The sequence below is a fragment of the Curtobacterium flaccumfaciens genome (genome assembly GCF_018598405.1).
Lineage (GTDB): Bacteria > Actinomycetota > Actinomycetes > Actinomycetales > Microbacteriaceae > Curtobacterium > Curtobacterium aurantiacum.
On record NZ_JAHEWS010000024.1, the window covers coordinates 30,019 to 52,291 of the forward strand.

General features: G+C 61.8%; 19 protein-coding genes and 2 pseudogenes. 9 read left to right on the plus strand and 12 right to left on the minus strand.

Annotation, left to right across the window (positions count from 1 at the left end):
- Nucleotides 1-472: 472 nt before the first annotated feature.
- Nucleotides 473-1,096 (minus strand): recombinase family protein, encoded by a 624-nt coding sequence (locus KK097_RS14220; RefSeq protein ID WP_232536683.1) that lies wholly within the window; start codon nt 1,094-1,096, stop codon nt 473-475.
- A gap of 608 nt (nt 1,097-1,704) precedes the next feature.
- Between KK097_RS14220 and KK097_RS14225 the strand changes: the two genes are divergently transcribed.
- Entirely contained in the window at nt 1,705-2,406 is a 702-nt protein-coding gene (locus tag KK097_RS14225) for a hypothetical protein (RefSeq protein ID WP_128781673.1), read from the plus strand.
- A gap of 145 nt (nt 2,407-2,551) precedes the next feature.
- On the opposite strand, the gene KK097_RS14230 is transcribed toward KK097_RS14225, so the two are convergent.
- Nucleotides 2,552-3,349 (minus strand): DUF5067 domain-containing protein, encoded by a 798-nt coding sequence (locus tag KK097_RS14230; RefSeq protein WP_206647639.1) that lies wholly within the window; start codon nt 3,347-3,349, stop codon nt 2,552-2,554.
- Between the two features lie 147 nt (nt 3,350-3,496).
- Here KK097_RS14230 and KK097_RS18840 point away from each other — a divergent pair.
- The 3 genes and pseudogenes from KK097_RS18840 to KK097_RS14240 form a co-directional block, all read left to right on the plus strand.
- Nucleotides 3,497-3,589: pseudogene (locus tag KK097_RS18840) on the plus strand (DUF2510 domain-containing protein); the annotation flags it as partial.
- Nucleotides 3,590-3,697: 108 nt separating this feature from the next.
- Nucleotides 3,698-4,171, plus strand: a complete 474-nt coding sequence (locus KK097_RS14235) for a DUF2510 domain-containing protein (RefSeq protein WP_244993515.1) — start codon at nt 3,698-3,700, stop codon at nt 4,169-4,171.
- Between the two features lie 306 nt (nt 4,172-4,477).
- On the plus strand, nt 4,478-4,933 hold the full coding sequence (locus tag KK097_RS14240) for a hypothetical protein (protein WP_128781671.1): 456 nt from the start codon (nt 4,478-4,480) through the stop codon (nt 4,931-4,933).
- A 143-nt stretch (nt 4,934-5,076) separates the two neighbouring features.
- On the opposite strand, the gene KK097_RS14245 is transcribed toward KK097_RS14240, so the two are convergent.
- A complete protein-coding gene (locus KK097_RS14245) occupies nt 5,077-5,421 on the minus strand; it encodes a histone-like nucleoid-structuring protein Lsr2 (RefSeq protein ID WP_128781670.1) in 345 nt (114 codons plus the stop codon).
- 109 nt (nt 5,422-5,530) lie between these two features.
- Here KK097_RS14245 and KK097_RS14250 point away from each other — a divergent pair, with 109 nt between their 5' ends.
- Entirely contained in the window at nt 5,531-6,562 is a 1,032-nt protein-coding gene (locus tag KK097_RS14250) for a PDDEXK nuclease domain-containing protein (protein WP_164941294.1), read from the plus strand.
- A 386-nt stretch (nt 6,563-6,948) separates the two neighbouring features.
- Here the strand turns inward: KK097_RS14250 and KK097_RS14255 are convergent, their stop codons facing one another.
- From KK097_RS14255 to KK097_RS14265, 3 genes are read right to left on the minus strand one after another with little or no spacing between them, the layout of a single operon-like run.
- Nucleotides 6,949-7,656 (minus strand): DUF3800 domain-containing protein, encoded by a 708-nt coding sequence (locus tag KK097_RS14255; protein WP_163343930.1) that lies wholly within the window; start codon nt 7,654-7,656, stop codon nt 6,949-6,951.
- 58 nt (nt 7,657-7,714) lie between these two features.
- Nucleotides 7,715-8,440, minus strand: a complete 726-nt coding sequence (locus KK097_RS14260) for a hypothetical protein (protein WP_128781669.1) — start codon at nt 8,438-8,440, stop codon at nt 7,715-7,717.
- A gap of 1 nt (nt 8,441) precedes the next feature.
- The gene (locus KK097_RS14265) at nt 8,442-9,464 is read right to left on the minus strand and encodes a ComEC/Rec2 family competence protein (RefSeq protein ID WP_128781668.1); all 1,023 of its coding nucleotides are present in this window, start codon (nt 9,462-9,464) and stop codon (nt 8,442-8,444) included.
- A 304-nt stretch (nt 9,465-9,768) separates the two neighbouring features.
- On the opposite strand from KK097_RS14265, the gene KK097_RS18190 reads away from it, so the two are divergent.
- Nucleotides 9,769-10,683 (plus strand): site-specific integrase, encoded by a 915-nt coding sequence (locus KK097_RS18190; protein ID WP_259411610.1) that lies wholly within the window; start codon nt 9,769-9,771, stop codon nt 10,681-10,683.
- Between the two features lie 32 nt (nt 10,684-10,715).
- A complete protein-coding gene (locus KK097_RS14275) occupies nt 10,716-11,633 on the plus strand; it encodes a hypothetical protein (protein ID WP_163343929.1) in 918 nt (305 codons plus the stop codon).
- An 860-nt stretch (nt 11,634-12,493) separates the two neighbouring features.
- Here KK097_RS14275 and KK097_RS14280 read toward each other — a convergent pair.
- The 6 genes from KK097_RS14280 to KK097_RS18855 form a co-directional block, all read right to left on the minus strand.
- On the minus strand, nt 12,494-13,423 hold the full coding sequence (locus KK097_RS14280; protein WP_164941293.1) for a pectate lyase: 930 nt from the start codon (nt 13,421-13,423) through the stop codon (nt 12,494-12,496).
- 4 nt (nt 13,424-13,427) lie between these two features.
- On the minus strand, nt 13,428-13,952 hold the full coding sequence (locus tag KK097_RS14285; protein ID WP_206647638.1) for a hypothetical protein: 525 nt from the start codon (nt 13,950-13,952) through the stop codon (nt 13,428-13,430).
- A gap of 1,405 nt (nt 13,953-15,357) precedes the next feature.
- Nucleotides 15,358-16,242 carry a trypsin-like peptidase domain-containing protein gene (locus KK097_RS18845; RefSeq protein ID WP_128781664.1) on the minus strand — a complete coding sequence of 295 codons (885 nt, stop codon included), beginning with the start codon at nt 16,240-16,242 and terminating at the stop codon, nt 15,358-15,360.
- A gap of 57 nt (nt 16,243-16,299) precedes the next feature.
- Complete coding sequence (locus tag KK097_RS14295; protein WP_181243045.1) at nt 16,300-16,785, minus strand: hypothetical protein; 486 nt, start codon at nt 16,783-16,785, stop codon at nt 16,300-16,302.
- A 226-nt stretch (nt 16,786-17,011) separates the two neighbouring features.
- Nucleotides 17,012-18,145, minus strand: coding sequence for a trypsin-like serine protease (locus KK097_RS18850; RefSeq protein WP_367575484.1), 1,134 nt, complete (start codon nt 18,143-18,145; stop codon nt 17,012-17,014).
- An 89-nt stretch (nt 18,146-18,234) separates the two neighbouring features.
- On the minus strand, nt 18,235-19,116 hold the full coding sequence (locus KK097_RS18855; protein ID WP_128781661.1) for a trypsin-like serine protease: 882 nt from the start codon (nt 19,114-19,116) through the stop codon (nt 18,235-18,237).
- Between the two features lie 964 nt (nt 19,117-20,080).
- Between KK097_RS18855 and KK097_RS14310 the strand changes: the two are divergent.
- Nucleotides 20,081-21,077, plus strand: a pseudogene (locus KK097_RS14310) (IS481 family transposase).
- A gap of 323 nt (nt 21,078-21,400) precedes the next feature.
- The gene (locus tag KK097_RS14315) at nt 21,401-22,162 is read left to right on the plus strand and encodes a GH12 family glycosyl hydrolase domain-containing protein (RefSeq protein ID WP_128781660.1); all 762 of its coding nucleotides are present in this window, start codon (nt 21,401-21,403) and stop codon (nt 22,160-22,162) included.
- Nucleotides 22,163-22,273 lie beyond the last annotated feature (111 nt).

Consider the following 22,273-nt stretch of genomic DNA (forward strand, 5'->3'; position numbering starts at 1 on the left):
CCTGGGCCAGGGGTCACCATCAGTGTGAGTCCGCGGCGGTGCTGCCAGGTTCGGGAATCGGCAGCACCGCCGACCACCACTCGAGCCCCAACCCAGCTGATGCGACGGCATCTACCGACGTGCCCGCGAGGGGCTACGGAGCGTATGAACCACTCACCGAAGTGAGCAGCTGCCCGTCGCCTGGGGGTCCGCATCGACGCCTGCCGACGCGGCCCGCGCGCGAAGCGCTCTTGCCGCCCTCAGCAACGCCGATCCCGACGCCGCCGACCGCACCGCGCACGGACACAAGGTGTCCGACAGCAAGGAGTCCGAGGTTGGGGGTGTGGGTATCGCTACTGCCGCCGAGAAGCGCTTCGCGGGTGTCCGGCGGCGAGCCGGCCGCTTCCGCGGTATCAATCACCGGGTCATGTGGGCCCTTAGCGCAGCCGTCGTCGTGATCGCCTAAAAAAGCCCGGTAAAGCGGCGCTAAGCGCTACACACCAGCGACGCCGCCGACGGGTGTGTCCGGGCTGACAGGGGAGAGGGGTGTCGCGAGCATCCGATACAGGGTGCTGCGATCGATGCCGAGCCCTCGAGCGACAGTGGTCTTCGGCACCCCGGTGCTAAGGAGTCGGCGTGCTTCGGCAATCTGGTCGTCGGTGAGCTTGCGGTTGCGGCCCTTGTACTTGCCGGCAGCCTTAGCGATACGGATGCCCTCGCGTTGCCGTTCGCGGATGAGTGTGCGTTCGAACTCGGCGAACGCGCCGAGGAGGTTGAGCATGAGCCGACCGATAGCGTCGTCGGTGTCCCGGCTGTAGGTCTGCTGTTCCTTCACGAACTCGACCGAGGCGCCCTTAGTGGTGATCTCGTCGACGATATCGCGTAGATCACCGAGGGAGCGGGCGAGCCGGTCCATGGATGCGACTCGGACGACGTCGCCGTCACGGACGTATCCGATGCAGTCGGCCAGGGCCAACCGGTCGGTGCGTGCGCCGCCGGAGATCTTCTCCTCGAACACACGGTCGACCTCGCCGATGGTTTCGAGCTGCCGGTCGAGATTCTGATCGATCGAGCTCACCCGGACGTAGGCGACGATCTGCGTCTTATGCTGCACCACCCCTAGACCCTCGCACATTCCTGTCGCAGAAGTACGAAACAGCACCCTAGAACCACGCGTTTCGACCGGGTGAGGGCATGTAGCGCTGGGGTATACCCCAGAGCCACGCAGCCGCCGCTAGTCTGTTGCCCCCGGACGGAAGGTAGGCAATGAACGGCGACCAATTCGACCCGCGTGCTTACATAACAAATAGATTGACCGGAGAACGTAGGCTCATACCTCGGGAGGACATGACCGGCGCCGACGAATTTCTTGAAGCCATGCAGTCGCGCTTCGAGCTTCCACCTGAAGTCCGCTTTCAGGGGTGGCAGGAAAGCGATGACGAACACCCCGTTGGCAATGGGAGACCGGGGTATAGGGTGATCTACAAGACCCTCCGCACAGTACCTACTGGCCCCGTTGCTGTGGAATCACCAAATTGTCGCGTGTCCTTGATGAATGGGACTGTGAGCTGGGGAGAACCTAGATTTGGCCGTGCGCTTCCTTGGCGTCGTCCGAATAGGTACCTGATACCCGACTGGGGGCGGGTCTACTACAATCCCCTCCGATACGTGAGGAGTGAGGACAACACGGTCCATATGGAGGCTCACCAAGAAACGAGCGCTCCGATGAATTACGTGGAGATCCTTTACGTCCTGAACGATGACGTGGCGAGTAAGGATCACTACGGCAAACTAAGCGCAGCGCAAGCGGCTGTTGCGCCGCTTTTGGCCTCCCTAGACTTGACGTTTGGTGCCCGTCTCTTAGGGGTGCGGATTACCGAGGAGATAGGTGAGGTCTTCGATGACTGGCATTGGAACCGGCGCCTCGATGGGCCAACAGTCGCCCTAGAAGCGCAAGCCGACCTGGCTTTCATTGAGGCTCAAGCAGGCCTGGGTCAGATTCGTGCCATCTTCGAGGCGAACGCAGGTCGATCACTCGAGCATCGGTCGCGACTCCGCATTGCTTCACAGTGGTACTGGCGGGCTGACGCCGAAACGGATCCAGTCCAGAAGTTTATTGCTTTCTGGCTTGTGATTGAGGCGCTGGAGATGGACGGTCCGAACATTGCTCCTGTGAAGCAGGTGGTCCAGTCTTTAACCGGTGACGATTCTGTTCCCGTTGCAGCAGCAATAGGGCGTTTGCACGGCCTTCGGAGCAGGCTTGTTCACGGTAAGCAGGATGCAGTTTCGAGCGTGCAACTTGGTGCCGTGGAAGCGGTGTCCTTGGCGCTTCTTGAACGACATCTGCTGGGTGTATTAACTGACGATCGGAAATCTGCGCTACGGCAAGCTGTGCAGGATGCCTCGTCGGCTATCTTCTCAGGCTGACATAAGAGCGCGACATCGGCACCCGGCAAGAGGAACGGCCGGGCCGTCAGCGTGTGACGGTCCGGCCGAAGCTCTGCGGGAAGGCTCAGGGGAGCGTTCCCGGGGAAGCGATGCCCTCTACTCGAGCCGGCGGCTCTAGACGGGGCTACTTCAGGTTGTACATCTCAGAGCCGAGTTCATCGCTGATGAGGGTTTCCTTCGCGGTGAGCTTGACTGGTGTCGTCTCGTCGTCGAGCTCGTACGCGACCGCGTTCTCGACGGTGCCACCTTCCTTGATTGCTTCCGACTGGGAGTCGAGGTACTGGTCGCCCGGGGTGGACCCGACGTTGAGCTTGTTGACCGCGTTCGGGTTCGTGTCCTGGTAGGCCTCGAATGTGCCAATCCATGCCAAGGAAGGATCGAGCGATTCGTTGGTCAGGTTCGTCGTGTTGTACACGAACGCGATGACAGGCTTCTCGCCGTACTCGTTGCCAGGCTGGCCGACAGGGATGACTCGGTGGCTCGTGATTTCGATCTTCATCTTCGACGTGAGCAGCACGCCGTCCTTGAACGAGGCGGTCGCTGCGTCTGCTGGCGCGGATGCCGAAGGCTTGCCGGCCGGAGGAACCGTCTCCTTGCTGATCGCTTCCGCTGCTCCCGTAAAGACAGCGGCGTACACCACCACGAGAATGATCGACAAGACCAACCCGAGGCCCGACAGGATTACGCCGGCCACCGCTGCCTTACGCGGGCGGAACTTGATGACGAGGCCGACGATCCCCAGGATGACGCCCACCACACCCGTGGCGATCGTGACGTAGTTGAGGACCGGGACGGCGAACCCCGCCATTGTCAGGATCCCAAGGACTAGGGAAGCGATGCCGAAACCATTGCCCGCGGCGCGTTGCGGCGGCATGGGAGCCGAGGGCTGTTGAGTTGCTGCCGAGTAAGGGGTGTCGGACACGGGTTCTCCTGAAGGCTGAGGTTCTGAGCGTTGCTCGGGTGGCAGCGCGACAAGGAGCGTATCCGACTGAGAGCCGCCTCAGGGCAGTGCTGAGGCCCCCTGTCTTGGTGCTACCGAGCGGCCCGCAAGAGATGGGAGTCTGTTCACATGAGTTTGCCTGTGGGCTGGTTTCCCGATCCCTCGGACCCAGAGCGCGAGGTGCTCTGGGACGGTGAGCAGTGGACTGGCCTCACTCGCCCCCGCCGGACGGACAGCCCGGTTCGGGGAGTCGATGATGACGCAGGCGCGGCGGAAGCCCGGGAACCGTCTCGAGGACGCCGCAAGCCTCGGTCGCGACGGCGCCCCTGGGTGCTGGCGCTTGTCATCGCTGCCGTAGTGATCTTCGTCGGGGGCGGCGGCACAGCGGTAGCCGTGGTTCACGCGCAACAGGTTGCAGCCGCTGAGGAGAAGGCGGAGCAGAAGAAGGAAGCGGCCGCCCGGACGCGCGCTGAGCAGCGGGAGGCGCAACGAGCAGCGCAAGAAGACGCCGACGACGCGGAGCGCTCTGCCCGCGCTGAGACGGTGAAGGAGGTCGAGGGGTCGGTAAAGACCATGGCAGAGGAGAACGTGACGAAGGGTCTGCTCGATGGTCCGATCATCTCCGTGTCCTGTAATCCAGTCAGCGGTTCCACGGATGACTTGACCGATACCACCACCTCCTTTGACTGTTTCGCTGCGAACACGGACAACGCGGATGGAACCCAGTCGGGCTACTTCTTCAACTCCACCGTCAATTGGGACTCGGGCGAGTACACCTACGGTCTGGGCAAGTCAGCGTCCTAACGAGCTCCGCGGTGCCACGCCCGCTCGAGCATCGCGACTTGACATAAAACCGCCGTATCGGCGCGAACGAGAACAGCCGGCCAATTCGAGAGTGGCCGGCTGTTCTGCGCGAAGGAGCGGCGTTAGCGTTCGAGTTCCCGCGCTTTTGATCGCTGACGCCGCACGCCCGGAGGATTCAACGCGGCCAGCAGTCCGAGTGCTGGCGTCGCCCGATTTGGCTGCTGCGTGCACTTAGGGGACGAGAGGGGCAGCCGATGATGCCGCTGGTCGGCCAGTATGGATGGGTCACCCGAGGAGAGGACGCGCGTGAGCCGCCATCGAGCCGACCGCTCGCGTAACGCACCGATGACGGCCGCGGACCGTAGGCAGGTTCGCGGCGTTGTCCGCTTCGTCGGCGGGATGGGTGTTCTCGTCTTCCTAATCGTGGTCATCTTCGTCGCTCCGGCCGTCCTGCGCTCGTACGACCTCGATCACCGGCTCACGCTTCGCTGCCACGTCACTTTGGTCGAGGGGACCACGCGCGGCTCGTCGTACCGCGGGATCGGTGGCCCGAATCCGCGGGTTGTCGTAACCACCGATGACTGCGGGAAACTCATCCTCTGGGAAGGCGTGACGGAGAGGAACTACCGGGCGATCGCCAGCCGGATCGATGCCCAGGGGGAGTACGCGATCGAGGTCGGAGCGGGGACGTGGAAGGCCCGTGGGCTGCTGTACGCCATCCGCCGGAGCCCCTCAGCTTTCGGAGTCGAGCCAGCGTCCTGAGGGACGAGCCGCCCCTCTTGCCCGACGGAGCGGCAGGAGTCGCATGGGTCAGTCTCGTCGCGGCCGCAGCTTCCGTGTCGTTGTCAACGAGAGAACAGCCGGCCACCTGAGGGGTGGCCGGCTGTTTGTGTCGGGGAGTGGCGTCAGTGTGCGGTGTCGTATGCGTCGCGGACGGTCTGGCTGATGCGGCCGCGGGAGGAGACCTCATGGCCGTTCGCGTTGGCCCATTCGCGGATCTTCGCGAGCTCTTCCGAGTTCCCACGCTTCGGCGCGCTGCCGGCAGTAGCGCGCCCGGAGCGGCCGTTGACCTTGCGGGCTGCGGCGATGTAGTCGGAGAACGCTTCGCGGAGCGTGTCGGCGTTGTCGTCGGTGAGGTCGATTTCGTAGTGGCCGCCGTCGAAAGAGAAGGACACGGTGCGGCCGTGGCCGTCTTCGATGGTGTCGCCGGTGAGGTCGTCGACGAGGTGCGTGGTGACTTTCTGCGCCATGGTGGAGGTCGCCTTTCGCTCGGGGATCGTCTCCACCCTGGCATAACTGATCCCGGAGAACGCTTTGTTCGTTCTTATTGCCGTGCACGGTCGGGCAGACTGAGCGGTGATGTCTGATTCGTCGCCAGCCGCATCCGGGTATGCCGCTGCTCTTGCCGAGCTGAAGCAGCAGGTCCGCGCGGCCCGCTTTACCGCGCAGCGCCGCGTGAACACCGAACTGATTCGCCTCTACTGGGGGATCGGCGCGACCATCCTGCAGCGCCAGGGCGATGAAGGGTGGGGCAGTAACGTCATCGGCCGGCTCGCGACGGATCTACGTTCGGAGTTCCCCGAGATGAAGGGGTTCTCCCGGGCGAACCTGTTCTACATGCGCCGGTTCGCGGGGGAGTGGTCGGCAGAAGCAGTTGTCCAACAGGCTGTTGGACAATTGCCGTGGGGGCACATTACGGTGCTCCTCGACCGGCTCGATGACCATGAGCTCCGCAACTGGTACGCCGGCCAGGCGGCAGCGCACGGGTGGTCGCGGAACGTGCTCGAGCACCAGATCCGGTCAGAGGCGTATACGCGGTTGCAGGCGGCGCCGACGAACTTCGCTGAGGTGCTGCCGCCGGGGGAGTCGGATCTGGCGCAGCAGATCACGAAGGACCCGTACGTGCTGGACTTCCTCGCTCTCGACGGGGACGCGAAGGAACGCCACCTCGAGCAGGCACTCGTTGACCGGATCATCGACACCCTCCGCGAGCTCGGCGAAGGGTTCGCGTTCGTCGGCCGGCAGGTGCACTTCGACGTCGACGGGGATGACTTCTACGTCGATCTGCTGTTCTTCCACGTCGAGCAGCTCCGCTACGTCGTGATCGAGCTCAAGACGGGGAAGTTCAAGCCGGAGTACCTCGGCCAGCTCGGCTTCTACGTCGCGCTCGTCGACGACAAGCTCCGCCGGCCTCAGCACGCCGATACCGTCGGGCTGCTGCTGGTTGCGGACAAGAACGACGCCGTCGTCCGGTACTCCCTCGCGGGGCAGCAGACCCCCATCGGTGTCGCCAGCTACGACCTCCTCCCGCCAACGGTCCGCGCTGCCCTGCCCTCGGAAGCCGACCTCGCAGCCGCACTGACGACGGAGACCGACACCCTCGAACCCTGACCTGGAGCACGTGCCACCAGAAGCTCCGCCGTGTCTCACGGAGGGAACCGTCACCGGGCACATCGCCGGGCGGGTCTGTTGAGACACCGAGATCCCCGGATCTTCGCGGGCTCCCGAATCGCCGCCACGTGTGCGGTAGCCGATCGGCTACTGAGACAGGGTTCTGTGACTCCGACCGCTTGGCCAGCAGAACTCATCCGGCGAAGACGCTGTGTTGGTGGAGTGCGTAGTGAGCACGCATCAGACCGGCTCGTTCCGAGACACGTCCCGCGAAACGCGGCGGGGGAGGCGCTCTTCAGGCGCACAGGGATATGCTTGTCTCACGACGGGCCGGTTACCGGAACGTTGCCAGCCGAAGGCCCCGCTTGCGGGGCCTTCGTTCTTTCTCACGGCCACCACTCCCAGCTGTGTTCGACAGCAGGACCGATCTCCTTCCACTGCCGCGCAAGCGTGCGCTTCGCCGCGGGGTGAGCGTTCAGGACACGTTCGCGGCGGTAATGGACGTACACGGCGAGGTCCACGGCCTGTAGGCCGTCTGATCCAGCAGAGGACGCGAAGTTGATTGGCGCGGAGATGTGCTCGAGCTTCGAGGAACGGTAGCCATCGGTGCCGTACGCCTGATAGCCAGCGAACGCCCGCTGATGGTCGTCCTGAGTGCCGATCTCGTCAGCGACGACGATCGTCTGTTCCTGCTGACCGGTCTTGACGGTGTACTCGTCGATGCGTTCAAGGAGGTGACCCAGGACCACTGCGTGTGGTGGTCGAGGGTAGCTGTAACGAGCATTGAGTCGGCCAACGTCCACGCCTCGAAAGATGTACCGGACACCAGCTTCGCGAGCGGCACGGAGTGCTGCGATGTAGATGCCGGCAGCTTCGCGGTGGCGACCACGGAACAATTTCCAGGCGCCGGATCCACCCATGAGCTCATGTGCGTGGAACTCGATCGAGGCTGGAACGCCGTGCTCCATCGCCGTGCGATCGCGGATCTCTTGCAGACGCCGGCTGAGGTCTTCCCATTGCGTGATCGTCGCGACAGCGGCGCCGATGTAGTAGTAGTCCCGGTCGTAGGACTCGTCGACGTAGGCGATCAGCACGCCATTAGGTTCCCACGAGTCACTGCGTCCCGCGGGCGGTCGAGTGGTTACTGGACGGCTACTGAGGCGCGGCGCCCTGCTCGTTGGGCACTTCGAGGAGCGCGTCGCTGTAGCGATCCGATGCAACGCGTACGTATTGCGGCGTCACGATGAACAGCCACCCGAGGCCGATCATGATGCCGAGCACGCCGGCGATGACGGGCATAACCCAGCTGACGTTCCAGAGCGACAGCCAACTCGCAGCGGTCATGCCGGCGCTTAGCAGGACGGTTAGGCCAGCAACGCCGAGCGCTGCGGGCTTCGCTCCGTACATGTTGCGGGCGGCGCCGTACTGCTTGAGCTCGGACCAAACTCGCGGGAAGCGTTCATGATCACGGGTCATTTCGCGAAGACGTGCGACAGCATCCTTGTAGATGTCGTCGGCATCCACTGTGCTAGCGGCCTCTGCGCTTGCGTCGGGAAGCTGGACGCCAGTCATGTGTGCGACACGGCGGTGAAGACGCTCCACACGTTGCCGGGGCTGCTCGGCCCATCGGAGGCGCTGCACGGTGGTGCTTCCGCCCCAACTATCCCAGAGGCGCCCTTGGATGCGATTGCCGCGGTCGCGTACGAGACGCATCGCGACGACATGGAAGCCAGCTGCGACCAGTATTCCAAGGATCGAGCGGGTAACGCTTACAACGTCGTCCGTTCGGAAGACCACGACAGCAAGGATGCTCAGCGGTGCAAGAACAGCTGTGGCGGGAATGAGCTGGGTAGAGCGTTCGTAGGACGTATCGGCCACGTCACTCGTCTGGTTCGAGCCACGTGAGCGGTGTCAAGCTGGTCCAGCCCTGACGGGATCCGGCGTTCCTGCTCCATCGAATGGTCTGACCGCGCGTCGCGCAGACTGAATAGCCGCGACGCGTGAAGGCGTTTGCCACCTCAGGGCGGGGGAACTCGTCGGCCAGCTTGCCGACGCTGACGAAGGCGCTTCTCGACTGTGTGGCACCTTCGACGGGGCCCGCAAGACGGTTCATGACGTCCGTTGTCAGGTTGTGTCGGGAACCGTGGTGGGGAACGTCGAAGAGGGTTGGCAGGCCGATGGCGTTTCGGAGGGAACTGTCGAGGTAGTCTGCGGCTCGGGTCAGGGCGGGAGCGCCGGCGTCGCCAGTGAGTAGGACACGGTATGCGTCCACCTGCAGGTCAAGGATGATGCTTGTGTTGTTGCGGGCGGTGGTGCCGCCGTTGTCCGTGAGGGTCCCTTCGCCAGGATCAGTGCTACGCGGCGAGAGAGCGTTCCTGATGGTTTCGTACACCGAGCGGAACAGCCCGCTTGCCTTGCTGGCGGCCGACGTCCCCGTCTTTTGCTCGCTGAGCAGCGACTCGTAGTAGGACGCGGAGGGGCCTGCGATCCTGATCGCGTCGGAGAAGAACGAGGTTCCTGCGAAGTAGTTGGTTGAGACCGCGGTCCCCTCAGCCTTGGCGAGCCGGATGAGGTCATCGACCTTGTCGGAGGCCACGTCATCCGAGGCGTATCCGTAATCGGATGGGCGGTGGATCACGAGCTGCGTCACGTGCAGCTGTTCCAGGACTCCAAAGAGCCCGTTGATGTGGTCCTCGTCGGGGTGTGTGCAGATCATCAAGTCGATTCGATCGGTCCCGTAGTACTTCTGTACGTGGGCGACGATCGCCGCGGCAGTGGCCGCGAACCCGCCGTCGATCAGTACGACACGATTCGTGCTCGTCCCTGGCTCGGTGAAGTGGCACAGGATCGCATCTCCGGTGTCGGTCTTCTCGCCTACCGGTATGTACTCGACCTCGATCATCTGCGACCGGCTCCTTCCGACCGCAACTCAGCGGCCCTCTCAGAATAGAGCGACCAACTGACATGTGAGAAGCAATTGCTTTCGACGGAGCGTTTGGTGGATGTGCAAATACGACCGTTTCTGGGATGTCTCTTGTTCGTCGCCGCGAGCGTTCGCGGAAGCGTCCCTGTCGCCGAACACGATCCGGGCGTACCGGTCGGATCTGCGGCAGTTCGCCCGGTGGCGTGCCGGGTTCCTCGACTACGAGGTCGCCGAGCCCCACGAGCTCGAGCAGATCAGGACGGCACCGGTCGACCCGGCGGAGGTGGCGGCGTTCCTCGCCGACAAGGCCAACGCCCTCCTGCCCGATGGTCGGCAGCGGTACGCACCCGGCACGATCAGTCGTTACGTCGCCGCGATCGACTGGGAACACGCCCGCCGCGGCCACATACCACCCGGCACCACCCCGATCGTCCGCGACGTCCTCAAGGGGATCCGTCGGACCCGGTCCGTGCCAGTGCGGCGGGCGAAACCGATGACGTTGAAGGCGCTGCAGATGACCCTGCTGCAGATCGACATCGCCGACCTGCGGACCGGCGCCCTCGGCACACGCGATCAGGCGCTGCTGCTGTTCGGGTTCGTCGGCGCGTTCCGCGAGTCCGAACTCACCGCACTGACCGTCGGAGATCTCCGCCTCGTCGACGGGGAGGGTGTCTACGCGCGAGTGCGGAGGTCGAAGACGGACCAGGACGGCCTCGGCCGCATCAAGGTGCTGCAGCGGGGCGCGAACCCGGTCACCTGCGCCCCGTGCGCGTTCATCCGGCTCTCCCGGCTCATGGCCGCGCAGGACGCCCGCGGCGAAGCGGGCCTGTTCGCCGCGCTCACCGGCGCGAGCCTCGCAGTGCATGTCTGTGCGGATGGGCTCGGTCCAGACCGGTTGCCGTCGGCGGCGCCGTTCTTCCGCGCCGTGTCGATATGGGGTCTGTTCCGCGGCGTCGGCATCAGCCCCACCACCGTTGGGAAAGCGGTCGCCCGCCGCGCAAAGGGTGCCGGGCTGGGGGAGGAGGGGTGGTCCGGGCATTCCCTCCGTGCTGGGTTTGTCACCGAGGCGCGCAACGCGGGAGCTACGGACGTGGAGATCATGAACCGGACTCACCACACCAACGCCGCGACCTTGCAGATCTACGACCGCGAGTACGCGCCGCTGGTCCGCAACGCCGTCACCCGGATGCGGCTATGACCCCGCACACCCCACCCGAACCGCAGCCCGACATGGAGATCCTGCTCGAGGCGCACTGGGACCGGTTCGTCGCGTGGTGCAGCGTCACAGGGCAGGAGCCGTTGCCTGCGGCGCCGGCCACGGTTGCGCAGTTCCTGACTCGGTTCCCTGGGGGTGCGTCGACGCAGCGGCTGCGCCGGCGTGCGATCCGTGCGCACCACCTCGCCGCGGGCCTGGCGGACCCGATACCCACAGTGCCGGCGCGGGTATGGCCGCGACCAGACGCCCCCGACCACACGGCCGTCGGAGAAGTGCTGGCGGTGATCCCGAAGTACCGGTACCCGATCGGTCTCCGCGGCCGCCGCGACGCGTTCCTCATCGTCCTCCTCGGCGTGCTGCACCTCACCCGCCAACAGGCGCAAGCCATCATGGCGGACGATGTCGCAGTGACGAGCATCGTGCGGATCCGCGGCACGGTCGTCCCCTCCGCCGATGACCCGGCAGCGTGTCCGGCGTGTGCTGTGACCCGGTGGTTGCGGATCGTGGGCCTGGTCTGGGCCGGATTCAGAGGCGACGTCATCGGCCTGCTCGATCCCACCAAGGGCAACCTCGACCAGCATGACTGCGAACAGCCCCTGCCGGGGCAGTGGCGCAGGGCAGAGCAGCTGCTGTTGCCGTTAGACGTGCACGGCTGGGCCCGCACCGGGGTCACCTTGTCCGGCAGGTCGATGACGAGCATCATCCCCACCAGACGCGCCGCCACCGCACACGAGACGGATCGAGAGGCTGTCGGACCGATAGTTCGCCAACCGTCCCGGTTCGCGCAACTCACCTTGCAGGAGACCTACGACGAGCTCGGCGCCGCGGACGCCACCGCTGACGACATCCTCTCTCGGATCACCGCCCTCTGGCGCGACGCTCGAGCGCTCGACGCTGCCTTCGAACTCAACCCCCAGCACACGGAACCATGAGATCGCAACTGATAACAAGGGAGCGGGACATGCCGCGCCCTGGGCGGATTGCCGGCGCCGCGAGCAAGCTCACCACTAGCGTCGACGCGCACGACGTCGACTCGTCTCGGAGGTCTGCAGGACGCCGTGGCGTAGCTCGTCGCCGGGTTCGATAGCCGTGCTGTACACGGCGAACGAGGCAGTGGTGCGTGGCCGGATGAAGTTCCGCGCGCCCACGGCTGACATGACCATCGCCTGTGATGCGGCGGTCGCAACCGCTGGCGCCCTCGCGAAAATCCAACCGCCGACGCTCGGCGCGACGCATAGCGGACTTGAGCGGCCGATGGCCTGGGGCGAGCTCTGCAGCACACGCGTGGCAGGACCCGGCGAGGCTTGTTAGGTGTTCGCGCTGGTGTCAGGGCTTGTTCCGCTGTGCCGGATTCGATGTGATCGCGGTTGCTCAGCGAACGGTGCGGGGTGTCGGTGTTCTCGATGACGAAGCCTTGGTCGGCTGTACCTACTTGCCCCGCGGTGGGGAAGTAGTCGCCGACGAACTTCGAGTTCGAGAGGTGGAGCGCAAGCGCTGGAGCGTGCCGAGGTGGAGCTCACGTCCGTCGGCCAGCCGACCCTCTGCGGTCGGACAGAGCGCTTGAGTCACGGTTGACCGGTGACAGCGCGGACGGTGATTTTCTCGGCCGCGGGTCGAGCTGGGCATGCTTATCTGCTCGACGTCGTACGCGGTGTCGTCCGTCGACGGCGTGAGCCCGGGCGCGGGCAATTATGGTTCGTGGAGCGGATCTTGCCGCGAATGGCGGCCATAGATTCACCGCGGCAAACCAGTTTGAAGGCGCAAACGGAACGTTCTTCGTTGCGACGTGGGCCTAGTACGCATTGATTATTGTCGCCGGATCGTACTGACAATATTTATCCGGACCTTTGTAGGGGAGAAAAGTTGCCTTCCCGCCCTTGCTGCCCAGCGACTCTTGGCAGAGCGGAAGTCGATTACCGATGACGGTGATGTTCGCAAACTTCGCCGTGTCTCCGTAATTGATATTTATCCCGCCAACATGATAATGTCCGTCCCTAATTAACGAATTGATCACCTCAATGTGGCGACGATACTGGTGCAGACAATTTCCGCAGCTTCGAATAAGTGTTCCAACGTCATCGGCGGAAAAGTTGCGCACGATAACGCTGCCCGCGCCGTCAATCTGAAAGACTTTGTCGTGAGCATGTCTTGCGCCGCCACCGTCAATTGTCATCACGGAATTGGCAGATGAGCCGTCTTCTAGCGTACCGGCATCTTCTCCTACGTTTGGAAACCAAACGCTGTCGAGGGTGCAGGTCGCCTGGCAATGCACGCCGTCCGCAGCTGGCGCTTCGACGATTAGATTCTTCACCGTGGCACCAGGCTCGACGATCACCACGGGAAGCTGGTACTCACTCGAGCCGGAAGTTGTACCTGATATGGCGGCGTCATGAAAATCGATCGTCGTCCCGGCAGGAATCCGGAGCGGTTGAACCGCCCGGGGGAGATTGCGCGTCGGTTTAGGAAAGCCCGCCGGGGCGTTGAAATTAGCGCCAGCCGTTCCGTCGATGGAGGAAGCTGCTATGACGGGCACGCTACCTGTGAGAAGTGTGCAGAGGAAGGCGGCGGTGGCGGCCGCGGCATAGGTTGAACGGCGCGTCCAGCCTGCTGAGGACCACGGGCTGAATGAGAGGGTTGCCATTTTGGATGCGCTCAGGCGCGTGTTGCGAATACTTCGAATCAATAACCACGCCGTCGAAGTGCGGCACTTCCACGAGGCCACTCGCCTAGCCCTTGGCAATCGCGGCGGCGCGATATTCATCTTCGATGGCAGCCGTCCACTGCGGGCCGAAACTCGCGTGCACGAATCGCTGGTAAGCAAACGTCGTCATTCCTCGTTGGACGTCGACAACTGGATCGCTGTCGGTTGACACCCACGGAGCGCCGCTCACTCCCGTGCGAGCGTCCCATTCTAGCCCTTCAATAGCGTAGTCCGTGTTCATCCACGGGTTAGGTTCCGCGGTACTCGTAACCGAGATGGGGACGTTGGGATTACTACCAGCGTCGAGAGAGTAGCCCGTTGCGCGGAATTCATCGTCATCCTCCTGACCCTTGAAACTGACACCCGACGCACCGACTGTTTCCGAAAGAGGAGCCTTCTGTCCCAATGCAATCGCGGTTTGGAAGAACGCTGAGTCGTCGTCGACGAGGCGTTGATGGGTCCACCCAGTTCGTGCGGTGACGATCACCGCGGGCCAAACTCCGTGCGGAGCTGTCCCGTTATAGGCCGGAACAAAGGCAAGTCGATCCACGAACTGGTCCTTGAGGGCCGATACACATCGTCCAGCTGTAGCTACAAGATTCCCAGAATCGGACACAATGACATTGCCAGTGCATCGCTGGTCCCGACCACTTGAGCGGAAGAACACTACGCCGAGATGGTCGGACGGCTTGAAACCAGGAGTCGGCTTAGTCGGGTCAGTACGGGGAACTATTCGCTTCGTCTCATGACGAGTGGTCAACCGGTCATCAGTCGCCGGAAGAGCGGATGCTACTCGCGGCGGATCACCTCCGTCCGGGTCCGGATCGACGAAGCTTCCAGACTGTGCTTGTTGCATGCGAGCCGGAGTCCAGTACGATGCAGTCTGCGCGATCTCAGCGCTGGAAGGGCGGTAATGAATGACTTCATCTTTACCGGGTTCTCCAGCATGCGCCTCAGAGGCTCCGCTTGGGGAGACCAGACCACCGAAAACACCGACGAGAAGGACCCCCAAGGTAATACCGCAACTCAGCTTCGAACGACTCAGTAGCATTTTTAACTCCATCTAAGTAATCACGCGACGCGCCTGCCCAACATGCTCGCTGACTGTTTGTCATGTGAGAATGTCGGAGACGGCAATCGGGGCGGATCGAACTAACTGCGGAAATCGAGTAAAAGTGTCACTAGACGACTTCATGACTGCGAAGTGCTCGTGTCGATGAATGAGCACTCAGGGTTAGGCGATGTGCTCGTAACCTGCCTGACGGCATCGAAGAGAGGGGTCGTCTGGTCTCTACGAACACCGAGTTGATGCCGAAAGAACCATGTGGATCGGCATTCGGCAGAATCGCCGGCCGATGCCCAGGCCCAAGAGGGACCGACGGCTTCTTGAAGCGGCCGGTCCCTCTCCGACTCATGGTTGTCTGTATGAGTCGAGTGACGGTACCTTCGACCTATCGGTGCCAGAATATTACCGAACCGGTCGACCGGGGGTGCACTAGATCAAACGTTGAATAGTTTCGGTAGATTTGGTTCGTGGCCATGAGATCGCATGGGTCACCTGCAATGCCCGAGCGGGTGGCAAAAGCTTCACATGGGATCATCTCGTAGTGGTGCTCAGCGTAAGAGCCGGGCCAAGCCGCCTTGTAGTTGTTCGCCATCCATTCGATTTTTTTGGCACACGTATCCGTTCGATCATCCTTCCATATCTTCGCTACCAGGCCTGTTCCAATGGCGCCTTCCGTCTGTGCAGAATTATAGACTCCACAAACACGGTAGCCCGATTGAGCCGACGCTGGGGCGGAGATATCAACTGTGGTTCCAAGGCAAACCGCAGCGACAATCAATGCCATACTGATCAATGGTAGACGGTCAAAACGATGCGACTTATTCGATAGTTTTGCTCCGATAGAGTGCTGATGCACTGTCCTTTTGCTTCTCACGTTGCCGGGTCTTTCCTAGCTTGCCGGAGCGATAGAGTAGCCGTTAGCAAAACGGAGGACCTTCGCCGCATCGACATACCCCATTAGACCAAGGAGACTCGGTTCCGAGGAGTAGCTCCCACTATCGGTGATGATGCCGTAGAACTTGCCTGAGGGCGACACCACTGGTCCGCCGGAATCTCCTCTCATGAGTGAGAACGTATCGTTCCTTGCGACCTCTGGAACACCTTTAGTGAACCAACTAGAATCCCGTGGGTATGTTGCTGTGCGGAACTCGCAGTTAACTCCGCTGAAAGAACCGCTGGTGCAAAAGGCTTCGTCGCCGGCGGGCGAGCCAGTGCCATTCAACGCGATGGACCCATCTCCGCGAGTCCGGGGGTCCGCTAGAATCACACGCCCGACCGCTCTCGGGGTGTACGTGTACGAACGTGTACAGGAAACGCCGCCAAATGAAGTCCGGCTACAATATGTTTGCTGATGCGCCACCGGCTCAACCCGTGCAATCGCGATGTCGTATTCCGGGTCACGCTGCAGGACCTCGCCGACCAGAGTGTCGCCGACAAGAATCCCTTCTTGAGGGCGGTTAACACAGTGGGCAGCGATGATTATGTAGCGGGTCGCTCTTTCCTTCATCGACAGGAACGCGAGTATACCGCTTTTTCTGAGGACGAGTCCCGCGGTGCATTCGCCGCCATACTGCATATCGATTCGCGTTCCCGCGACCACAGGAAGTCCCTGCCGGTTGGGCGCAGCTGCCTGTGCCGGAGTCGCTGGGGCAATGAACGCTGTTAATGATGAAAGGACGAGTAGGGTGACTGCGGCGATAAGCGATCGTGAAATAGGGTGAACGCTCTGTCGCCGTTTGGTCGGTAATGCCATCTCAATACTCCTTGGAATCATGGGCCCTCCTCGCGATACGACGCGAGGTGTACTCGACTATTGGCCATATTGATACAGTTAATGACAGTACGAAGGGTGATCGCTGAGGTACCACTTGAAAACAGGCTTATCGTCCGGGCAAATATGCTGATTCTTCAGCAGCTCGAACAGTCCCGTAAAGGCTACAGCGGAAAGGGCACACAAAGCCCAACCGACTTCAGGCAGACGACAAACCGCCGATGTAACGGCCGCCGATGTCATTGCGAGGATGACCTTCTGCGCGGTAATCGACAGGTTGATCCACGGGCCGTGGCTGTTCACACCGACCCATCGTTTGCTGTCTTCAATCCCCGTCGGATCACTTGTAGTTGCAGAACCGGGAGTCACCGTGGTCGTGTCCTGGGGCGCCGAACCTGTCGCATTCGATCCGTTGGGCTGGTTCCGCTGTGTCTCGGCCGAATAGGTATGGACGGTTGCCGCGTTTGCGCTTGTAGGGGTCATGCCAACCATGGCGGACGACGCGATCGCTGTTGTAGCGGTAAGCAAAATGAAGACGTTAATCACACGGGTCGAGCGTTGCGTGAAGAAATGTGTGACACTCATTAGAGCTTCCCTTTCAAAAAGTTAAATTGAGCGACGGGGTCAGGGTGTCTGTCTTTGATCAGACGGTGCACGGGAGTGTTTCGATCGGGCCAATCGGTAATCATTAACGGGTACGGATGTTCCCGGTGTTCAGTTGACCGGGTGGCGGCAATTGATTGAATAGTTCGCGGCGTGGCGATAGTTGCTGCTACCGCTCGGCGCGCGTCCGTTGCTGACTAACTGCAGGACCGAAATACATGGAGCTATCGGTCGTTTGCATCCGTACGGGGCGTGTCTCACTATTGTGAGTCGTTGGTTCCGTCGGTGCTAGTGTCCATCCCGCATCGACGGATTCGTCAGCCTTCACTAACGGGTTCGACTCACCGTCAGCCGCCGGAAATTCGGACGGGCCGAGACTGTAGGAGTGAAGTTCAGTCATAACTTGCCGCATTGGCGTATAGTAGAACCCATAGTGTCGAGCTAGGTGGCCGCTCAACCCGCTCGAGATGACCCCAATGAGGTTCCGACTATAGGTGAGGACAGGCCCACCCGAGTCGCCTGGCGCTACGCTGTCGAGGACGGAGCTACTTGCTGCCTGCAGGTGCTGGTAGGGCCCCTCGTACATACCGGGACCGAGCTCAAATTTGTTGAATTCGCATCTGACTCCGGTTGCAAACCCGCTGGTACAGAATCGTTCATCTGGTGCATCTTCCCAGCCGCTTACGGTCATGCGGCTTTCTCGTCCACCAGAAAGAAAGAAGACTCGATTATTCGCCAGTGGCATGTACCGAGGATGCAGCACGCAGGTCTCGGGGTGGCTCGAACCCACGCACACAGCGCGCATATTCTCGGGTTGTGGCGAAACTCGGACGAGCTCGATGTCGGAGGTTGCGGATTGCCAGACCACGTTCCCAACCGTTCTGCTTCCTACGTGAATACTCGCGTACATCGGTGCACAATGCTTCGCAATCACAATCCATCTAGTAGCTTGCTGATAGGGTGTAATTCTCGAGAACCAACTCGAAGGTGTAAGTACTGCTCCCACTGTGCAAGACCCATAGCTCTCCGGTCCGACGACTTTCGTTCCGGAGATAATTGGTAGGGCGGCACGATCTGGATTACGTGGGATTGTAGGTTCGACGGCAGAAGCGTTTGACACTTCGAGGCCAAACAGAAGCAGGGAACCGACGACTGCTGCCGCGCCGAGACGGACCATTGCAGCCGGCCTGGTCTGAGCTGAACCAGTGTTTCTCGGACCCTTGTTTGTCCTCCGGGGGCGGCGCTTTGATTTGTAGGGAATGTTCGTTCTAGCTTGTTTCAGCATGGAAGGTTCCATCCACATAGGTTTGAGGACTGCGGCCGGGTAACGAGGCCCTCGAGTCCTTTAACTGCCCGAGAAATTTGCGTGTCGAACGGGCCGCTGCCCCGTCTTCATCCGAGTACCAGGCCGTATGCCGGTTGCTCGTCGAAGAATCGCCCGATGGGAACGTATGTCGAGTATCGTTCGAAGGCGTCGTTATATGAAGCGCTTAGAATGCCGTACAGCTTTCCCGATCTGCTGAAAACCGGGGCTCCGGAGTCCCCGTTTCGGATAACCACTCCCGTGGAGTACGCTATCTGCTGGTGCGGCGGTAGCTGCAAGCCGAAGGGTACTGTAGTGTTAATCTGATCGCAGTTGGTTCCTGTGGCGATACCACTCATGCAGAAGTACTCGCGATCAGCGGGAATACTAGAGCCGGTTACGGTGAGTACGCCGGAGTTTGGAACACCGCTTGATCCGAAAACAATCTGTCCGACTGCCCGGGGCACGACGTGTGAGACGATTGTGCAGTGTGGAGCACCGCTCACGGACCCGGAGCATTGAAGGCGCCGAATCTGCGTCGGTTCCACGCGAACGAGGGCTAGGTCGGATTCATGAGAAATCCAGTAGACGCGTCCGACACTTTCTCCCGCTACTTGCACGGTTTGCCCGACTCGTGATGCGCAGTGGGCAGCGGTGACCACATAACGGATTGCGGCTACGTACTGGGTGAGTCGAGCTAGTGCACTGTTCCATTGCGTGACTGCCCCAGCCGTGCAGTACTTGTCAGGTACATATGCCGGACCGACCTGCTGCCCCGTGAAGGTTAGGACGGTGCCGGCACGCACCGGCAGTGTCTCCCGAAGAGGGGCGTTGGGAACACCCCAGGAGGGTGAGCTGCACGCAACCGGCAACACGATGGCACCGACGAGTGAAATGGCGACGGCGAGTGTTATCCGCTTGCCACGCATACTCGGTGCAAGCGGCGGGTTCCTCTTCAGGGGATTGTGCATGGCATTCAATCTGTTCCGGGCCGAAATGGTGGATTGGTCGTGTCGCAATCCCGCCTATGAATTGTGATATGTCACCGAAGGGCGAGCTGGGCGCCGGAGAGCCCGCGGGTATTGTCAACGCTCCGGACGTATTTCAGAGCAGTTAATTTGGCTGGAGGTGCATAAATTGTCTAGTGTTGACAGTAACCGATCAATCGCGTGAGTATCGCCGTCCACGTATGTTCCCGGTGTCGCCAAAGACGCAGGCGTGCATCGAGACATGCGAAGCAAAAGCCTTTTCGCTTTCGTCCTGTTCCGAGGCATACGAAGAAGTAGCGCTGTCGTTACCGTGGCTCGCCAGACGATCGTATAGCGGACTTGCGGACGACGTCTCTGAAGATTGCTTCAGGTGCGTGTTGGCCTTCCGGTTCCGTTTCTCGACCCATATCGGGGGATCTCGTGCCCTGAACGGTTCGCTGCTCTCGGCTCTGTCTGGTTCGGCGAGTCGTGGTCGTGCCCGGCGCTGCCGACCGTGTCGTCGTGCGTCGTCGGTGTAACTGAAGGCGCCAAGTCGGTCGACTCATGAGTCGGGCCCTGTGTAACGGCGCTTCAGTGTTCTTGTTGCATCGCGGTCGGTGTCGTGGCTTCGTCGCTGGACGTGCAAACGGGGGAGGGGGGCCAGCGGGGTGAAGGGGCCATGCAGACGGCCTCGTTGCCTGGCGCCCTGGGCGGGCGAGTGATTGCCGTGGTTTGGGACGGTACATTGCGCTCAAGACGGCCGCATTGCTGGCGATCCGGGAGAACCTTGGTCGTCGTCTTGGCTGCGCGCCGTTTGATGCGGTGCTCGATCGTTGCGTGGTGTTCAGTGCCTCTGAGCTACCCAGCGCTAGGTGTAGTTCCTCGGGACGTTGTGATCGGGTGACGTGAGAAGGAGACCTCCGGGGCGATGTGAGTTACTACACACCACGTCGCACCGGAGGTCTTCATGACTCACGCTAATGCCCCGTTCATCCCGACTGGCAGGGAACGTCTTGCCCGGCTGATCGTCGAGGATAGTTGGCCGATCCGTCGAGCGGCGGAACGGTTCCAGTGCTCACCCGCGACCGCAGCGAAATGGGCTCGCCGGTATCGGGCCGGGTTGTCGATGCGGGACCGGTCATCACGTCCCTTAGCAGTCCGAGCCGGCTGCCGTCGCGGACCGAGCGGCAGATCATCGCGCTGCGTCTGACACAGCGGTGGGGGGCCGCACCGGATCGCGTTTCATCTGCATCTGGCCCGATCAACGGTCGGGCGGGTCCTGGCCCGGTTCCGAATGCCGTTACTGCGCAACATCGACCAGGCCACCGGATTGGCGGGGCGCCGGCGGGCACCGGTCCGATACGAAAGAACCCGTCCTGGCAAGCTGGTCCACGTCGACACCAAGAAGCAATGCCGGATCCCGGACGGTGGCGGGTGGCGGGCCCATGGCCGCAGATCAGCGCAGGACTGCGCCGCTGGCGTGAATCGGGACCGCGCAGCTCGGCGGGATGCGCGGTTGTCGCGGGTTCCGGTTCCTGCACCACGCGGTCGATGGCTACTCCCGGTTGGCGTATTCAGAGATCCACGACGACGAGCTCGGCGACACCGCGGTCGGGTTCTGGGACCGAGCGAAGATGTTCTTCACAGCCGCCGGCATCCAGGTCGACGCGATGGTGACGGACAACGGCGCCTGCTACCGCTCCCACGCCTCCGCGGCCGCGCTCGGTCAGACCAAGCACCGCTTCACACGTCCCTACCGACCCCAGACGAACGGGAAGGTTGAGCGGTTCAACCGAACCCTCGCGGCGGAGTGAGCGTACGCCCGCCACTACGACAGGGATGCAGCCAGGACCGCGACCTACGCGGACTGGCTGCATCACTGCAATCACCACCGACCACACACCGGCCTCGGCGGCGAAACCCCACAAGAACGCATCCACAACCTCACCGGGAACTACAGCTAGGTCGTTAACAGGGCAGGGACGCCGGTCAATGATGAGTGAGCGTTGCCTTTCTTCTGTACTGCGTTTGTTCGGTCACAGTACCCGCTTCACGGGGTGCGCTCCCGCTCCGACGAGCGACGAGCCGTGCCAACGAGTCGTTGCCCCGTGGAGTGAGGTTGCAGGTTCTGCGAATTCATACAGGCGGGCCCTTTCGCGCCATGCCCCCTAGACAAGGTCGGCCCAGGGCGTCTAGCTTTCCAGCCTAGACGATCGTCTAGCGAAAACCGACCGTTCGGTCGTGCGGGTCCGACAAGGCCGACGTTCGGACTCACCTGGAGATATTCATGCTGATTACGAAAACCGTTGCACTGATCATCACTGCCGCCTCAGCTCTCAACCTCGTAGCAGGCACTGCACAAGCTAGTAGTGACGCGGGCGCGAAGATTCCCGTCTATAACGACGGTAGTTACATCTATAACAACATGTGGGGCAGCGACGGAGCAGGCAGGCAAACCATCCGAAAACGTCAAGAGCGAGCGCTCTTTGAGTGGAACTGGCCTGGGACCACAAAGAACGTAAAAGGCTATCCGTCCATTGTGCGAGGGTGGCATTGGGACACCCCGAAGCTGCATAACGGTCTTCTGCCGATTCATGTCAGTAGCCCGTCGTCATGCGCTCTGCGCAGCAAAGTAGGCTATGAAGTTAAGGCTGTTGGCAGCTACGACGTTGCATATGACCTATGGGCGTCAACGTCGCCAAACCTCTCTTGGCAAACCCACCCAACCCTTGAGGTCATGATTTGGGGAGAGCACGAAGGAACCACTCCGGCTGGTTCGCCGGTGGGAAAAGCGCGCATAGCTGGCCGGGTGTGGTCAGTTTGGAAGGGGGACGGCGCGTTCGGCGGGCCAGTCGTTTCCTTTGTATCGGACAACAGTGCACTCAGAGGGCAACTCGATCTGATGCAATTCATGCGGCTGGCCGCTGGCCAAGGCGCGGACCCCGCGCTGCGCCTGGTAGGAACCGAGTTTGGCATCGAAGTAGACAATGGATCCGGTTCTGCGACGGTGCATCATTGGGTCGAACAGCGGTCATCGACGTGCGTGTGATGTGGTCGATTCGTCAGGGGCGGCGTTCACGGGGAGTGCAGCAATAATCCTGTCTCTCATCACAAATGGATCAGCTGAGAACCAAACGCAACCTCAACCAGCGCACAAAAT

Excerpts from the sequence above, each read along its gene's own strand:
- KK097_RS14225 (WP_128781673.1), top strand. The coding sequence starts at position 1,705 with ATGAATTACGTGGAGATCCTTTACGTCCTGAACGATGACGTGGCGAGT.
- KK097_RS14245 (WP_128781670.1), bottom strand. The coding sequence starts at position 5,421 with ATGGCGCAGAAAGTCACCACGCACCTCGTCGACGACCTCACCGGCGAC.
- KK097_RS14250 (WP_164941294.1), top strand. The coding sequence starts at position 5,531 with ATGTCTGATTCGTCGCCAGCCGCATCCGGGTATGCCGCTGCTCTTGCC.
- KK097_RS14265 (WP_128781668.1), bottom strand. The coding sequence starts at position 9,464 with ATGATCGAGGTCGAGTACATACCGGTAGGCGAGAAGACCGACACCGGA.
- KK097_RS14275 (WP_163343929.1), top strand. The coding sequence starts at position 10,716 with ATGGAGATCCTGCTCGAGGCGCACTGGGACCGGTTCGTCGCGTGGTGC.
- KK097_RS18845 (WP_128781664.1), bottom strand. The coding sequence starts at position 16,242 with ATGATTCCAAGGAGTATTGAGATGGCATTACCGACCAAACGGCGACAG.
- KK097_RS18850 (WP_367575484.1), bottom strand. The coding sequence starts at position 18,145 with ATGTGGATGGAACCTTCCATGCTGAAACAAGCTAGAACGAACATTCCC.
- KK097_RS18855 (WP_128781661.1), bottom strand. The coding sequence starts at position 19,116 with ATGCACAATCCCCTGAAGAGGAACCCGCCGCTTGCACCGAGTATGCGT.
- KK097_RS14315 (WP_128781660.1), top strand. The coding sequence starts at position 21,401 with ATGCTGATTACGAAAACCGTTGCACTGATCATCACTGCCGCCTCAGCT.